The sequence below is a fragment of the Chryseobacterium gotjawalense genome (assembly GCF_030012525.1).
Classification (GTDB): Bacteria; Bacteroidota; Bacteroidia; order Flavobacteriales; family Weeksellaceae; genus Kaistella; species Kaistella gotjawalense.
In genome coordinates this window covers 1,432,943-1,447,901 of the sequence record NZ_CP124855.1, presented here as the reverse complement: position 1 = coordinate 1,447,901, position 14,959 = coordinate 1,432,943, and the positions used below count along the sequence as shown (strand labels likewise).

The window sequence follows — 14,959 nt, the reverse complement described above, 5'->3', positions numbered from 1 at the left end:
TTCAAATTGAATTAATGAACAAAGACAAAATAAAACTCGTCCTCTTTTTTATCATCGGATTATTGACTGCATTTCTGGCCATGTATCTCATCAACTATTATAAAGTTGAAAAGAAAACGGACACGGACACGGCAAATGTTGAAGTTGCGAAAGAGAATAAAAGTGAACCATCAACCAATTTCTCGGGAAATATCTATGAACTCACCGGAGAAAAGACGGTTATTAATTATGTAAAAACCAATCACCAGCTTCCCGATTATTATCTGACCAAATCCGAAGCACGAAAACAAGGCTGGATCGCTTCAAAAGGAAACCTGTGCGATGTTCTTCCCGGAAAAGCCATTGGCGGAGATCATTTCAGCAACCGGGAAAAAAAACTTCCTGCCGGAAATAATTATTTCGAAGCTGATGTTAATTACAATTGCGCCAACCGAAATGCAGACCGAATTATCTTTACCAAAAACGGTGAAGTCTGGCTGACCAAAGACCATTATAAAACTTTTGAGAGACAATAAATAAAAGACTTAAAGAATAAAGAGAAAAGAATAAAGACTTTTGCAATCTATTGACTAAGTCCTTAAATCTGCAAACTAAAACCCACGACCTAAAATTATGAATACAGTATATATAGATTTCTTGGAAATCGGAGATATGGAAGATTTTTTCGATCAATTAAAAGAAAAATTAAAACTTCCGGAAACGTTCGGCGACAATCTGGACGCACTTTACGATTCAATAACCGGATTTGTAGAGCTTCCGCTGCATATTGAATTTGTGAATATGAGTGTAGAACAACTCGAAGATTTCGAAGATTTGCTGACTACTTTGGAAGATGCTGATGAAGAACTCGATGATTTTTCATTTTCGTATTATCTTGAACAGTATGAAGATCAGGATTAAAAAAAACACCTGAATGCGTATTCAGGTGCTTTCTTTTTTATTTAAAGTTTTTTATCTCGACGCTATAGCAACCGAAATCGGTAAAATGTAAACTTTATTCATTTTAGATGAATCATGGAATTGGTAAAGAAGATGACTCATCACTTCCTGGATTTCCTGATTCACGTATTTGCAGTCGCCTTTTACGCTCACATTTGCTATTTTACCATTGTCAGTGACTTCAAATTTCACCTCGCTGTTCATCATGCCTTCTGTAAGATTTGGATTGGTGAAATTGAAATTCTGAGCGACGAGATTTCTTAATTCTGTAAATCCATCATTTGCGGTGATTTTCACTTCTTTGATCAGGTTGGTTTCCTGTGCCTGTATATGATAAGTTAATCCTGTTGTTATCATAATTCCTAAAATCCCTATTAATCTAATTGTATTTTTCATAATTCTGCTGTTATTTAAATAATCAGTGTCTTTTGTGAAACTGCTATTACAAAGTAATGAAATTTACATTAAATTAACAAATAATTCATATTAAGTTAATATTGAAAATCGCATTATGTTATTTTTTTTAATTTTAAAAATAAAATAATGTGATTGGTAAGGTTGAAGTGTTTGAAAATCAGTATTTTATATTTAAAGCAGTGCGATGGATTTAGTCATTAAAAAAACCATCGGTGAGGATGGTTTTTATTAATGAAAAATTTTATGAAGAAATATGGAATTTAATTTCCCGCGTCTGCTACGTCAAAGCTTGTGTAACCGGACCATGTTTTTGCCCAGGTCGGTAAAGCGGTTCCGCTGCCGGCACCAGTTGAGGTGCTGCTAATCGTAAACACTGTTGAAAGTTCAGGATTTGGCATTGCTGTTGTTGCTTTTGCTTTCCAGTTGGTTCCTACATTTACGAAACGGATGTTGGTGAGATAATTTCCGCCTAAGAACCAGTTGTAAGTTCTGTCGGTTTCGAAATCAAGACCTGTTGCGAAATTAGCGATTACTACATTGTCGAATTTTCCGTTAGATCCCGCTCTGATCTTCATTCCCTGAGATTCAGAACCTTTTGTATTTCCGATTAATGTCATATTGCTGATGGTTGGGTTTGATACGCCGTTTCCGTTCGTGGTATTAGGATCTGTATCCTGGGTATCTGCTTCTACGCCTCTGTTTCCCGGTTCCACAGCGTTTAGGAATTCTTTGCTTCTTGCAGCATAGATATAACTTGCAGTTCCCTGCCAACCTTCAGTCCAGTCGATAGAATCATCACCAACACCGATAACCACTAAGTGATCAGCGTTAACATTTCCTCCGAAAAATTCTACACCATCATCTCCTCCGTTTAAAATAGAAACGTAAGAAATTGTAGTTCCACTTCCGACACCGAATAGAGAAAGTCCGTTGAATTCTTTTTCAGGATTGTATTTAAAACCACTGTCTTTGATTACCAAATATTTAATAGATCCAGAATTGTCAGTTTTATTGGTTCCGCCGTAAACCAGATCTCCTAATTCTGAAGAAGAAGTTCCGGAAGCACTTCTGTTGGTAGGCGCGTTTCCTAAGATGACGATTCCTCCCCAATAACCCTGTGTATGTTGAGCGCCTTCAAAAACGACTGGTTTAGATTCGGTACCGTTTACAAATAATTTTCCGCCACGGTCTACGATCAGGTAATTTGCGCCTTGCGCTCCTACGATTTTTGTCCCTGCAGGAATAATTAAAGTTGCTCCGTTTTCTACCAGTAATTTACCGTTGAGGTTGTACGTTTTTGCAGGATCCAGCGTGATGGTTGTGCCGGATGCAATCGTTCCCTTAAAGTTTGCCGGATCAATTGAAGAAGTTGCCACTTCTGTATCATCGTTATTTCTGCTGCACGATACCATGATGGTCGAGGCAGAGGCCATTAACGTCAGGCAAAATGCTGCTTTTAAAAAGTTCTTTTTCATAGGATAATTTTTATTAGATTTTTAAAATTGATAAGATAAGTTTAGACCGATTTGTCGTCCTTTTGTATAACTTCTGTTCGTGTAACCTACATGATCGATTACCTGTTCTATTTTGTTTTCGGAGTTGATCAGGTTTTTCGCAGTAATTCCGATTCCGATTTGTTTAAAATTGAATTTCAGATTCGCATCCAGAAGATGGATCGGGTTTTCGTAGAAATTTCCTACTCTGTTAGTTCCCAGGGCAAACAAATTTTTGCCGACATAAGAATAGGAAACCACGAAATCAACCGTGTTGTTTGAATTGAGTTTCTGATTATAACCCAAGTTTACATTCGCAAGAAAATCAGCAACACCTTGTATAGCATCTGTCGTTTGACCATTAAACTGAATTGTCTTTCCGCCGTTTTCTTTGGCAAATTCTGATTCAGATTTCAGCTTTTGTTCAGAGTGCATATAAGTTGCGTTCAGAAAGGTGTATAATTTGGAATTTCCTGCTTTGTAAATGTCTTTTCTGAATTCCATTTCAGCACCGGCAACATATCCCGAATTTGCGATATTAAAGTAAGTCATGTCACTTGATGCCGCAGTGGAATAAGTTGTTCTTGCGATCGGATTTTCAATATATTTTCCGAAGGCGGTCACAGAAAATACTTCGCCTGGTTTGCTGAAGAGTTCCCATTTTAAATCAACATTATAATTGTCTGAAGGAGAAAGGAATGGGTTACCATAAACATTGGTGGTAACGTCGTAATATCCTGTTGGTACCAATTCTTTGGCTTGAGGCAGCGTATAAGTTTTCGACGCTGAAAATCTTAAGTTTTGTCGGTCATTAATGCTGTATTTGGCATTCAGTGCAGGCAGGAATTTGTTATAGGTTTTATTGCTTTTGTCTTTACCAAAAATAGCGTCGTCCCATTTACTTTGGATATCTATATAATCAAATCTTCCGCCTAACTGTACAACCAAACGGTCACTGAATTTATAATCAAAATTTACAAATCCAGCCTGGATATTTTGCTTAAAGTTGTAATAAAAAGGAATATACCTTTCACTGTCATTTCTGAAAGTATTGTACCGAATGATCCCGTTGTTGGAAGCATTAATGAAAGCATCTACATTGCTGGGGTTTACAGCGGTTTGGATGTCGAAGTTAAGTCCGATCGTTGTATCTTTGAATTGTCGGTCTTTATAAGAACCGTTGTAACCGAAATTGATTTTCAGATTTTCTAACTGTTTGGTAATGTTTATAAATCCATTAAGCGTATTGTCTGATAACTCATCGAAATAACGGTGATTATTAATGGTACTTGCAGCAATAAGATTTAAAGTATTTGCATCGAACGTATTTTGTAAACGGTCCGGCCTTTTGCTGTTCATCATGTTGTAACTCACGCCCCAGTCGGTTGTCCAGGAATCGGTCACTTTATGATTTCCGTATAATTGATTAATTAGGGTAGACGTCAGTTTATTGTCACCTCTGTTGATGATAATATCGGTGCCGATTTCACGCATATAGCCTTTGAAAAACCTTGCGTCCTGTTCAGAAGAATGAATGAAATTTGAAGTGAAACTGATTTTATTTGCAGCATTGATTTTATAAGCCAAATTAACCAAGGCCGTGGAATTGGTGCCGTAAGTATACCGGTCAACATCTAAAGCTTTTATGGCATCTCCCGTAGAGTCGTAAAATCCTTCTTTCCCTGCGCTGTAAACATAACTATTGTCAAATCCGGCATATCCGAAAATTGAAAATTTTCCCAATGTTGCGCCACCTTCAAAATCCATATTTGAATTGAACGGATTGTCAGCATTTTTAAAATTCCAGCTGGTGCTGAAAGGATATCTTACGTTCGGGTCCCCTTTTCTGAATGTTGTTTCCTTGTAACCGAAAAATCCAGGTCCGCCATCTTGCAGCTTGAAATTGTCTTTATCAAAAGTCTGTAGATTTACACTGCTTCCGATCCCGACTTTAAAATAAGGTTTGCCGGAATGTTCTTTAGAAACAATATTAATATTTGCCCCACCAAAATCACCTGAGAATTTCGGATTGTACACTTTATCCAGAGAAATATATTCAATGATAGAAGTTTTAAAAATTTCCAGATTGATGTTTTTAAATTCCGGATTATCCGATGGAATTGGGAGCCCGTTCAAAGTAGTTCCATTATAACGGTCGCCCAGACCGCGAATAATAATCTGTCCGCTTCCTTCCTGTTTTTGCGTACCCGACGCTTTAGTTACCGCAGTCGCTGCATCACCGATTCCCTGTTTTTCAAGTTGGGCAGAACCTACACGTTCTATGACTTCAACTGATTTTCTCTGTAAACTGATGATATTGCTTTCCGAACCTTTTTTTAGAGAACCTTTCAGGGCAATACCTTCGATTTTCTTTTCTCTTTGTGTCGAATCCTTTTCTTTCTTTTGTCCGTAAAATATGGTAGAGGATGATAATAAGAACAAAACCGCAACGCTGAGTTTTCTGATATTCATTTCTTTTTTATTAGATTTCTTTCGAGGCAAAGGAAGAGATAATGCGTTGATTTCGTGTTGCGCCAGTTTTAATTATAGATTACCATTGCCTTAACAAAAACGGGGTAATATTAATTTAATATGAATATTTGAATTAATGAAATTTGGAACATTAATTTTGAGTAATTTTGAAAGAATAAAAAGTTTACAATGCACAAGAAAAAGATTCTTCTGATCGACGATGAGGTTGATATTATAGAAATAATCTCCTATAATCTCGAGAAAGAAGGGTATCTGGTTACCACCGCAACCAATGGGAACGATGGAATTCTGAAAGCCAAAGAAATGATTCCCGACCTGATTCTCCTCGATGTGATGATGCCGGAAAAAGATGGTATTGAAACCTGTCAGGAACTTCGTCAGATTAAAGAATTGCAGAATACCCTCATCGTTTTTCTCTCTGCCCGTAGCGAAGAGTTTTCTCAATTGGCTGGTTTTCAGGCTGGAGCAAACGATTACGTCGTAAAAATCATTAAACCGAAAATTCTTATTTCTAAAATTAATGCGCTTTTGCAACTGACTTCAAAAGTAAGCAACGACGCCAAAGTCCTGAAAATTGGCGACCTGGTTATCGACAAAGACAATGTGAAAGTGACCAAAAGCGGACAGCACTTTTTATTGCCAAAAAAAGAATTTGATTTGCTTTACCTTTTAGCCTCAAACACCGAAAAGGTTTTTAAACGGGAAGAGATTTTAGAAAAAGTTTGGGGAAATGATGTGGTTGTTGGCGAAAGAACCATCGATGTTCACATCAGAAGATTGCGGGAAAAATTGGGTATTAATACAATACAGACTTTAAAGGGAATCGGGTATAAATTAGTGGTTTAACTTTAGTAAATTAGCATCTTCTACCCAATTAATTTACTAAATAATGAAATTTTACCGTCTTACTTTTCTAGCCTCCTTATTCCTTACCGTCGTTATGCTTTTGCTGGTATACGTTTTCGATTCTGTGAAACATTCCTTTCCGGAAAACAGGCAGCAGTTTTTTCAGGCCTTAATTTTGGGCGCTCTTATTTTGGGTATTATCAATTATTTGGTGGTCGATTTTCTTTTTAATTTTTACGGAAAAAGACAGATCAGGAAAATCTCAACCATTTTACCCGAAGAATTAACCGATGAAGATAATGATTTGAATTTCAAGGAATTGGGTCAAAGAGTTTCGGATCTCAATCTCAAAAACACCGCCGAAATCGATACGATGAAAGGAATGGAAACCTACCGCAAAGAATACATCGGTAATATCTCTCATGAAATGAAAACACCGCTTTTTACGATTCAGGGTTATGTGGATACTTTGTTGGAAGGTGGCGTAGAAAACCTGGCAATCCGTGATAAATACCTGGAGAGAATTGATAAATCTGTGGAGAGGTTACTTAATATAGTGAAGGATTTAGACATGATGAATCAGTTCGAAAGTGGCGAGATTACTTTATCTGAAAGCCGCTTCGATCTCAATCACCTTATCCGTGAACTTATTGACATCCTGGATTTGGAAGCCCAGAAAAAAAACACCAAAATTATTCTGGAAACTTCTTCAAATCAAATGTTGGTGAAGGCAGATAAACAAAAAATTTCGCAGGTTTTAATCAATTTAATTTCGAACGCCATTTATTATTCCAACCGCGAAAGTGCCACGGTAACCATCAAAACAAGTCTTGAAAATCAAAAAGTTTTGGTCGAAGTTAAAGACAATGGAATGGGCATCAAACCAGAAATGCTGCATCGGATTTTCGAGCGGTTTTACCGGATTGAATCCAGCAGAAATAGAAATGATGGCGGCTCGGGTCTCGGCCTGGCGATTGTAAAACATATTTTAGAAGCACATGGGGAAAATATCTCCGTAGAAAGTGTTTACCTGGAAGGTACGCGATTCAGTTTTTCTTTGCCCAAAACGATTTAGAAAGGCGAGAAATTTAAGCAAAACTTTTTAATAAAAAGTCTGTAATAATTTTTTTGCCAAATTTCAATTGTTTTATATTTGCAGTCGAAGAATAAAACTAATAATTAATCGTAAAAATTTAAGGTAATAATGGTTTACAAACTCCGAATTATTTTAGACACCAAAGAGAATATTTTCAGAGATGTTGAAATTAAAGACAAGCAAAATCTTTGGAACCTGCACTTGGGAATCAAAAGTGCATTTTCATTGATGGGTGATGATTTGTCTGTTTTCAATATCCTGGATGAAGATGGAGTGGTGGTAAAAACTGTACCACTGGAAGACATGAGTGACGACGGTGAAGGAGAAATTATGTCTGATATTTATATCACCGAGGCCTTTCAAAAATCAGGAGACAAAATTCATTTCCAATATGGATTCATGGATTTGTGGGAATTCTTTTGTGAACTCATTGAAATTATCGACGAGAAACCTGCCGTAAATTATCCCATTACCGTCTTCAGATTTGGCAAAATGCCGCTGAAAGCGCCTACTAAAACAGGAGCAAAAGCAAAAAGAAATAGTGTAATCCCTTTATCCGATGACGAATTTCCAAGTTTTGAGGACGAATTTAAAGCCACCAGTTTTGAAGTTGATGACGATGACGACGATGATGATTTTGATGATGACGAAGACTTCGATGACGATGGCAACTTCGATGACGATCTAAACTAATTGATCTGTAAATAATAAAAACCTCGAAAACCTCGGGGTTTTTTTAATGGAGAAAATACAGATTCAGAAACTCATTTTGTTAATGTTTTATATCAGCAATCGGCAATTTAGCCACCGTCATACTTGGCAAATTTGAATAATAAACGATATATTTGCCTTAAATCTTAACCTATGAAAAGACTGATTCTTTTAGCAATTCTGGGAATAGGAGTGATTTCCTGCACCACCCAAAAAAATACGAAACAAATGGATTTACCCAGCGAGTGGAAACATACGACGAATATCTACGAAGTTAACCTCAGACAATATACCCAGGAAGGAACATTCCGCGCTTTTGAAAAAGAAATGCCGCGCCTGAAAGAAATGGGCGTGAAGACGTTGTGGTTCATGCCGATTACCCCCATTTCCCAGAAAGTGAAAAAGGGAACAATGGGAAGTCAGTACGCAGCGCACGATTACGTTTCCATCAATCCGGAATTCGGAACTTTGGAAGATTTCAAACATTTGGTGAATGAAGCACATAAAATGGGTTTCAAAGTGATCATCGATTGGGTTGCCAATCACACCGGTTGGGATCATGTCTGGACGGTTTCTCATCCCGAATATTATCTTCACGATGAAGACGGAAAATTCCACATTGCTTCTGGAATGGACGATATCATCGAGCTGGATTATTCAAATCCTGACCTGAGAAAAGCAATGATCGATGCCATGAAATTTTGGGTTCGTGAAACCAATATCGATGGATTCCGCTGTGATTTGGCAAGTTGGGTAGAAGTCGATTTCTGGGAACAGGCAAGACCCGAAATTGAAAAGATAAAACCCTTATTTTTCATCGGTGAATTTGATGAACTCGAAAATCCGGAATACGGTAAAGTTTTCGATGCCAGTTATTCCTGGACCTGGATGCACAAAACCGAAGATTATTACAAAAAAAATCTTCCACTTTCTGAGTTAAAGGATTTACTTCAAAAATATACTGCAATTGGTGACCAATCTATGAGAGCCTGGTTTACGACCAACCATGACGAAAATACCTGGAACGGAACTGAGTATGAAAAATATGGCGTGATCGCAAAACCTTTGGCTGTTTTTTCTGCCACCTGGGACGGGATTCCATTAATGTACTCCGGTCAGGAATTGCCGAATATGAAACGTTTAGAGTTTTTTGAAAAAGATGTCATTGACTGGAACGGAAATTATCAAATGGCGGATTTCTACAAAACGTTATTTAACTTAAAAGCCAATAATCCCGCATTAAGAGGTGGCGACGCAGCTGCATCAACGCACCTGTTAAAAACTTCTGCCGATGATAAAGTTTTAGCTTTTGTTAGAAAAAATGGGAAAGATGAGGTTTTGACTGTTTTAAATTTTTCTAAAGAAGCGGTTTCTTTTACCATCGATGATGAGAATGCTGCCGGAATTTTTAAAAATGTTTTTTCCGGTCCGGTAAAGGATTTTGCTCAGGATAAAAGTTTTTATTTGCCTGTAGGCGGTTATGCCGTAATGGAGAAATAAATGACCTCTTTTTAAAATGTCAATAGGAACGGGCTTTGGCCCGTTTTTAATAAATATTTTTCGAGAAATAAATGTGTTTCAAACCTAAGACACCCTTTCAGCGTTTCGTCTTTTGATATATTCCTTTTCTAATGATAAAATGCTGAAAGGGTTTTTTGAATTGGAAACAAAATTTTTCTTAATTTCAAAATATGAAAATTGACAATTTAGAAGAAGGATTTTTCTATCACATTTATAACAGAGGAAATAACAGTGAAAATATTTTCATTGAAGAACAAAACTATGCCTATTTTACAAAATTGATGCATCGTTATGTTTTACCAATTGCCGATGTTTATGCATATTGTTTAATGAAAAATCATTTTCATTTTTTGTTAAGAATTAAAGAAAAAAGTTCTGTAAAAGAACATGAGCTAAAATACACAACGGTTATTAAACCCAAAATAATTTCAGCGTCTAGGCAATTGTCTCATTTTTTTAATGCTTATTCACAGGCTGTAAATAAAAAATATGAAAGAACAGGAAGTCTTTTTGAAAAACCTTTTGAGCGCAAAAGAATTGAAGACGAAGCATATTTGAAAAGATTGATTGTTTATATTCATTCAAATCCGGTAAATCATGGTTTTTGTGAAAAGGTGAAAGATTATAAATGGAGTTCATTCAATGCAATTATTTCCGAGAATTCAACCAAAATTATGCGGGAAGAAGTAATTGAATTATTTGGCGGAAAAGAAAATTTCATTTTTTGCCATGAAAATTTGAATGATGAAGATTTAATTTTTTAAAATAACAAAACCCTTTCAGCGTTTTCACTACCCGAAAAAGAATTTCAAATAAGGAAAAAAACGCTGAAAGGGTAACTCCACAAATCAAAGAAATGAATAAACAAGACATTTTAAATATCGTCAAAACAAAACTCGCCGAAAAAATTAAAAATTTAGAAAATTTAATTGCCGAAACCCGAGCTTCCAACAACGAAACCAAAAGTTCGATGGGCGATAAGTATGAAACATCGCGGGAAATGGTTCAGCAGGAAATCAATAATCTGCAAGTTCAACTGAATGAAAATGTAAGGGCGAAAAATTCTTTAAAATCAATCAATACCAATCTTCATCAGATAATCGGTTTGGGAAGTTTGGTAGAAACGGATAAAGGATTGTTTTACATCGCAGTTTCTTTAGGAAATATTGAAAATCACAATCAAAAAATATTTTTAATATCACCAGAAAGTCCTTTAGCACTGGCAATGACAGGAAAATGTGAAGGCGAAGAATTTTATTTAAATAAGATAAAACAGAACATTGTAAAAATTTGGTAAATTTGAAAACCGTTATCGTCTGTCAAATTTAATTTTCAAATTAACGCATCATCACTTCAACACATTCAATCAATGCAAAACTACCTCGATCTTCTTCAGCATATTTTAGACAACGGAACCGATAAAACCGACCGAACCGGCACCGGCACAAGAAGCGTTTTTGGATACCAGTTGCGTTACGATTTGTCGAAAGGTTTTCCTTTAATGACCACAAAAAAAGTTCATTTAAAATCGATTATTTATGAATTGCTTTGGTTTTTAAAAGGTGATACCAATATTAAATATTTGAATGATAACGGCGTTTCGATCTGGAATGAATGGGCCGATGAAAACGGAGATCTAGGTCCTGTTTACGGCGCACAATGGCGAAGCTGGACCGGAGCAAACGGAAAAGTAGTCGATCAGATTACAGAAGTTATTGACCAGATCAAAAAAAATCCCGATTCCCGAAGATTAATCGTTTCCGCCTGGAACGTGGCGGAAATTCCAAATATGGCTTTAGCGCCTTGTCACGCTTTGTTTCAGTTTTATGTTGCTGATGGAAAATTATCTTTGCAACTCTATCAAAGAAGCGCAGATGTTTTTCTGGGCGTTCCGTTCAATATCGCAAGTTATGCTTTGCTGTTGATGATGGTTGCGCAGGTTTGCGGTTTAGAAGTCGGCGATTATATACACACTTTTGGCGATGTTCATATTTATAACAATCATTTTGAGCAAGTAAATAAACAGCTTTTAAGAACGCCAAAAGCTTTACCAACTATGAAATTAAATCCAGAAATTAAAGATATTTTCGATTTCGATTTTGAGGATTTTACTTTAGAAAATTATAATCCTGAACCGGGAATTAAAGCGCCGGTTGCGGTATAAATCACTTGATGAGAATTCTTTAATTTAGAAAAAGTTCACAAATAAATCTTTAACTTTGATAAAAATACAGCGATGGAAATTACCATAAAATTAGAAGATAATGCAGATGTTTCTTTCATTAAAAAACTTTTGTCACAAATAAAAGGCGTTAAAAGTTTCGATATTTCCGAGGGAGAAAAAAACTATTCTTGGGAAGAAATTGAAAATTCTGAAGATTTCGGGAAAGTAATGGAGCAAAGTGATAACGAATATAAAAAAGGAAATTATCAAGAATTAACCGATGATTTGTTAGACCAAATTTTTGACAAAAAGTGAAATTTGTAATTTCTCCAACGGCAAGAGTTTCATTAAATAAAATTCTCGATTTCTTAAAACTGAGATGGACGAAAAGAGAAATTAATACTTTTAAAAACGATATTAAGAAATTCAAACAAACCATTAATGATGGGATTGTTAAGCATCAATCTTTAGATAATTTTCCTCAAATTCAATACGCTTTCGTTGGTAAAAAATAAGTTAAATTATTTTATGAGATTAAGGGAAATATAGTCGTTATTAAACTTTTCTGGCATTGTAAACAAGATCCAAGAAAACTGAAAAATCTTTTAGAAAAATAATTCAATCAAAACTCCAGTGAAGCACAACTTCGCTTTTTTTGTAACTTTTTCTGAAAATTACAGACCAATTTCAACAACCTCTCTTTTCAAAAATTCAATAAAATAGATTATGAAAAAAATATTAATTTCTGCACTTTTATTGGGTGTGATTTTTAGTTCCCAAACCGCATTCGCACAGACCGATACTTCTGGTCGAACTGAGATCTACAGAGCGTCGCATACCAAAATGACGGAACTGAAACACACCAAATTAAAAGTCAATTTCGATTACCAGAAAGAACAGATGGCTGGCGAAGAATGGCTCACCGCTTCCCCATACTTTTATCCGACCGATTCTTTGGTTCTGAATGCGAAAGGAATGTTGATTCACGAAGTTGCTTTAGATAAAAGTGGCAGCAAAAGTCCTTTGAAATACGAGTATAAAAATGATATGCTCAAAATTAATCTCGATAAAACTTACAACAGGAATCAGGATTACACCGTTTATATCAAATATACCGCCCGTCCCAATGAAGTAACTCAACAGGGAAGCGCCGCAATTTCTGATGCTAAAGGTCTCTATTTCATCAATGCGCAGGGAACTGATAAAGATAAGCCGACTCAGATCTGGACGCAAGGTGAAACGGAATCCAGTTCTGCTTGGTTTCCAACCATTGATAAAACCAATCAAAAAACGACGCAGGAAATTTACATGACCGTTCCCGATAAATACGTGACGTTATCCAACGGTTTAATGAAGTCTTCTACCAAAGAAGCAAACGGACTGCGAACTGACCATTGGGTAATGGACAAAAAACATGCACCTTATCTGTTTTTCATGGGAGTTGGCGAATACGCGATTGTGAAAGATAAATGGAGAAATATCGATGTTGATTATTACGTTGAAAAAGAATACGAACCTTATGCAAAACAGATTTTCGGGAACACACCGGAAATGATCGAGTTTTTCTCCAAAAGATTAAACTACGATTATCCATGGTCTAAATATGCCCAGATTACAGGCAGAGACTACGTTTCCGGTGCGATGGAAAATACTACAGCAACGCTTCATCAGGAATCTGCGCAGCAAAAACCTGGCGATTTAATTGATGAAAACCGCTGGGAAGATACCATCGCGCACGAATTATTTCACCACTGGTTTGGCGATCTGGTCACTGCCGAAAGTTGGAGTAATCTGACTGTTAACGAATCTTTCGCCAACTACTCGCAATACCTTTGGAACGAACATAAATACGGAAAAGATATCGCCGATTATGGATTAATGAAAGAGATAAGAGGATATATGATGGATCCTTCGAATATTTCTAAAGATTTGGTGCGTTTCAATTATCATTCGCGCGAAGACATGTTTGATGGCGTTTCTTATAATAAAGGGGGCGCAATTCTTCACATGTTGCGGAATTATTTGGGCGACGATGCCTTTTTTGCCGGATTAACCGATTATTTGAAAACCAATGAATACGGAACAGGAGAAGCACACCAACTTCGACTTTCATTAGAAAAAGTTTCGGGCAAAGATTTAAACTGGTTCTTTAACCAATGGTATTTCGACAGCGGAAATCCCAAAATTTCTTATACCACCACTTTTGAACCGGTAAAAAAAGAAGTAACCATTTCGATCAGTCAAAATCAGATTGGTAAAAACTTTCAGTTTCCTTTGGCGATTGATATTTTCGAAAACGGAAAACCTTCCCGAAAAAAGGTTTGGGTAGATGCGAAAGAAAAAAATGATTTCACTTTTACGGTTTCAAAAAATCCTGAATTGGTCAATATTAATGCCGATGGCGTTTTGCTTGCCGAGTTTACAGATAATAAAACTCCAGATCAGTATTTTACCCAATATCAAAATTCGAACGAATTTCTGAGCCGATATAACGCAGTTGAAAATGCAGCCGAAAACGTTTCTAAGAATCCCGCTTTTTTAAAGGTATTGGTCGCCGGCCTGAAAGATTCCAATTTTAGAATTAGAATAAAAGCGTTAAACGGATTAGATTTATCTAAACCGGATCAGGCAAAAGCGGCGATTTCTGAAGTGGAAAAAATGGCTTCGAATGATCCGAAAACTTTGGTTCAGGGAGCGGCAATTTCCGCTTTAGGAAAAACAAAAGATAAAAAACATTTGCCACTTTTTGAAAAAGGGATGAATGCAGTTTCCAATTCGGTGAAGGCGAATTCACTTGCTGGGATTGCAGCGGTTGATCCGTCAAGAATAGCTTCTTTAGCGGATAAAATTGATCTGGAAGGAGCAGGTGATGAGGTTATTGCAGAACTTCTTCCGATTATTGTAAAAAATAAAATCGAGAAACAAATGCCTGCAATTGCATCGACGGCGGCATTTTATCCTTTCATTAAATTTCAAAAACCGGAACTGGGAGATGCTGCAGAAGCGGGATTCAACTGGATTATGAGTTCTGATAATTTGAAAGCTACGGAAAATATAACGAAAGTTTTAACACAGGTTAAAGGTCAAATCGGAAATAATCCGCAGGCTAAAATGATGATTGTACAGATTCTGAAAGACGGTCTTGCCAAAAAGATGGCGGTTTTGAAAGCCAATCCTTCAAGCCCAACCATTCATCAGCAAATTGATTTGATTAATAAAACGATTGAAGCGTATAAATAAACTTCAAAAATAATTGATAAAAAAAGAAGAACTTCCATT

At 36.3% G+C, this 14,959-nt stretch carries 15 protein-coding genes; 12 read left to right on the top strand and 3 right to left on the bottom strand.

Translation table 11 applies throughout. From position 1 onward, the window contains the following. Nucleotides 1-14 precede the first annotated feature (14 nt). Nucleotides 15-515 (top strand): ribonuclease domain-containing protein, encoded by a 501-nt coding sequence (locus QGN23_RS06665; RefSeq protein ID WP_282906213.1) that lies wholly within the window; start codon nucleotides 15-17, stop codon nucleotides 513-515. 97 nt (nucleotides 516-612) lie between these two features. Next, entirely contained in the window at nucleotides 613-900 is a 288-nt protein-coding gene (locus QGN23_RS06660; protein WP_282906212.1) for a barstar family protein, read from the top strand. A 51-nt stretch (nucleotides 901-951) separates the two neighbouring features. Here QGN23_RS06660 and QGN23_RS06655 read toward each other — a convergent pair whose 3' ends face one another. The 3 genes from QGN23_RS06655 to QGN23_RS06645 form a co-directional block, all read right to left on the bottom strand. Further along, nucleotides 952-1,335 (bottom strand): hypothetical protein, encoded by a 384-nt coding sequence (locus QGN23_RS06655; RefSeq protein WP_282906211.1) that lies wholly within the window; start codon nucleotides 1,333-1,335, stop codon nucleotides 952-954. Between the two features lie 281 nt (nucleotides 1,336-1,616). Then, on the bottom strand, nucleotides 1,617-2,831 hold the full coding sequence (locus tag QGN23_RS06650; protein ID WP_282906210.1) for a hypothetical protein: 1,215 nt from the start codon (nucleotides 2,829-2,831) through the stop codon (nucleotides 1,617-1,619). A gap of 21 nt (nucleotides 2,832-2,852) precedes the next feature. Then, complete coding sequence (locus QGN23_RS06645) at nucleotides 2,853-5,321, bottom strand: TonB-dependent receptor domain-containing protein (protein WP_282906209.1); 2,469 nt, start codon at nucleotides 5,319-5,321, stop codon at nucleotides 2,853-2,855. Nucleotides 5,322-5,510: 189 nt separating this feature from the next. Between QGN23_RS06645 and QGN23_RS06640 the strand changes: the two genes are divergently transcribed. The 10 genes from QGN23_RS06640 to QGN23_RS06595 all read left to right on the top strand — a co-directional run bounded on the left by QGN23_RS06640 (nucleotide 5,511) and on the right by QGN23_RS06595 (nucleotide 14,920). Continuing rightward, nucleotides 5,511-6,188, top strand: a complete 678-nt coding sequence (locus QGN23_RS06640; protein WP_282906208.1) for a response regulator transcription factor — start codon at nucleotides 5,511-5,513, stop codon at nucleotides 6,186-6,188. 43 nt (nucleotides 6,189-6,231) lie between these two features. Further along, nucleotides 6,232-7,263 carry a sensor histidine kinase gene (locus tag QGN23_RS06635; protein ID WP_282906207.1) on the top strand — a complete coding sequence of 344 codons (1,032 nt, stop codon included), beginning with the start codon at nucleotides 6,232-6,234 and terminating at the stop codon, nucleotides 7,261-7,263. Between the two features lie 129 nt (nucleotides 7,264-7,392). Continuing rightward, a complete protein-coding gene (locus tag QGN23_RS06630) occupies nucleotides 7,393-7,977 on the top strand; it encodes an IS1096 element passenger TnpR family protein (RefSeq protein WP_282906206.1) in 585 nt (194 codons plus the stop codon). A 171-nt stretch (nucleotides 7,978-8,148) separates the two neighbouring features. Further along, nucleotides 8,149-9,495, top strand: coding sequence for an alpha-amylase family glycosyl hydrolase (locus QGN23_RS06625; RefSeq protein ID WP_282906205.1), 1,347 nt, complete (start codon nucleotides 8,149-8,151; stop codon nucleotides 9,493-9,495). Between the two features lie 191 nt (nucleotides 9,496-9,686). Next, the gene (locus QGN23_RS06620) at nucleotides 9,687-10,280 is read left to right on the top strand and encodes a hypothetical protein (protein ID WP_282906204.1); all 594 of its coding nucleotides are present in this window, start codon (nucleotides 9,687-9,689) and stop codon (nucleotides 10,278-10,280) included. A 92-nt stretch (nucleotides 10,281-10,372) separates the two neighbouring features. Then, entirely contained in the window at nucleotides 10,373-10,813 is a 441-nt protein-coding gene (locus QGN23_RS06615; protein WP_282906203.1) for a hypothetical protein, read from the top strand. A 72-nt stretch (nucleotides 10,814-10,885) separates the two neighbouring features. Further along, entirely contained in the window at nucleotides 10,886-11,680 is a 795-nt protein-coding gene (locus QGN23_RS06610) for a thymidylate synthase (RefSeq protein ID WP_282906202.1), read from the top strand. Nucleotides 11,681-11,752: 72 nt separating this feature from the next. Continuing rightward, complete coding sequence (locus QGN23_RS06605; RefSeq protein WP_282906201.1) at nucleotides 11,753-11,995, top strand: hypothetical protein; 243 nt, start codon at nucleotides 11,753-11,755, stop codon at nucleotides 11,993-11,995. Beyond that, complete coding sequence (locus tag QGN23_RS06600; RefSeq protein WP_282906200.1) at nucleotides 11,992-12,195, top strand: hypothetical protein; 204 nt, start codon at nucleotides 11,992-11,994, stop codon at nucleotides 12,193-12,195. The genes QGN23_RS06605 and QGN23_RS06600 overlap by 4 nt, the downstream gene beginning before the upstream one ends. Before the next feature lie 211 nt (nucleotides 12,196-12,406). Further along, a complete protein-coding gene (locus QGN23_RS06595; RefSeq protein ID WP_282906199.1) occupies nucleotides 12,407-14,920 on the top strand; it encodes a M1 family metallopeptidase in 2,514 nt (837 codons plus the stop codon). Nucleotides 14,921-14,959 lie beyond the last annotated feature (39 nt).

What these genes read in the sequence shown, in the direction of transcription:
- QGN23_RS06605 (WP_282906201.1), top strand. Translation starts at nt 11,753, where the DNA reads ATGGAAATTACCATAAAATTAGAAGATAATGCAGATGTTTCTTTCATT.
- QGN23_RS06625 (WP_282906205.1), top strand. Translation starts at nt 8,149, where the DNA reads ATGAAAAGACTGATTCTTTTAGCAATTCTGGGAATAGGAGTGATTTCC.
- QGN23_RS06620 (WP_282906204.1), top strand. Translation starts at nt 9,687, where the DNA reads ATGAAAATTGACAATTTAGAAGAAGGATTTTTCTATCACATTTATAAC.
- QGN23_RS06640 (WP_282906208.1), top strand. Translation starts at nt 5,511, where the DNA reads ATGCACAAGAAAAAGATTCTTCTGATCGACGATGAGGTTGATATTATA.
- QGN23_RS06595 (WP_282906199.1), top strand. Translation starts at nt 12,407, where the DNA reads ATGAAAAAAATATTAATTTCTGCACTTTTATTGGGTGTGATTTTTAGT.
- QGN23_RS06650 (WP_282906210.1), bottom strand. Translation starts at nt 2,831, where the DNA reads ATGAAAAAGAACTTTTTAAAAGCAGCATTTTGCCTGACGTTAATGGCC.
- QGN23_RS06610 (WP_282906202.1), top strand. Translation starts at nt 10,886, where the DNA reads ATGCAAAACTACCTCGATCTTCTTCAGCATATTTTAGACAACGGAACC.
- QGN23_RS06635 (WP_282906207.1), top strand. Translation starts at nt 6,232, where the DNA reads ATGAAATTTTACCGTCTTACTTTTCTAGCCTCCTTATTCCTTACCGTC.
- QGN23_RS06630 (WP_282906206.1), top strand. Translation starts at nt 7,393, where the DNA reads ATGGTTTACAAACTCCGAATTATTTTAGACACCAAAGAGAATATTTTC.
- QGN23_RS06615 (WP_282906203.1), top strand. Translation starts at nt 10,373, where the DNA reads ATGAATAAACAAGACATTTTAAATATCGTCAAAACAAAACTCGCCGAA.
- QGN23_RS06660 (WP_282906212.1), top strand. Translation starts at nt 613, where the DNA reads ATGAATACAGTATATATAGATTTCTTGGAAATCGGAGATATGGAAGAT.
- QGN23_RS06645 (WP_282906209.1), bottom strand. Translation starts at nt 5,321, where the DNA reads ATGAATATCAGAAAACTCAGCGTTGCGGTTTTGTTCTTATTATCATCC.
- QGN23_RS06655 (WP_282906211.1), bottom strand. Translation starts at nt 1,335, where the DNA reads ATGAAAAATACAATTAGATTAATAGGGATTTTAGGAATTATGATAACA.
- QGN23_RS06665 (WP_282906213.1), top strand. Translation starts at nt 15, where the DNA reads ATGAACAAAGACAAAATAAAACTCGTCCTCTTTTTTATCATCGGATTA.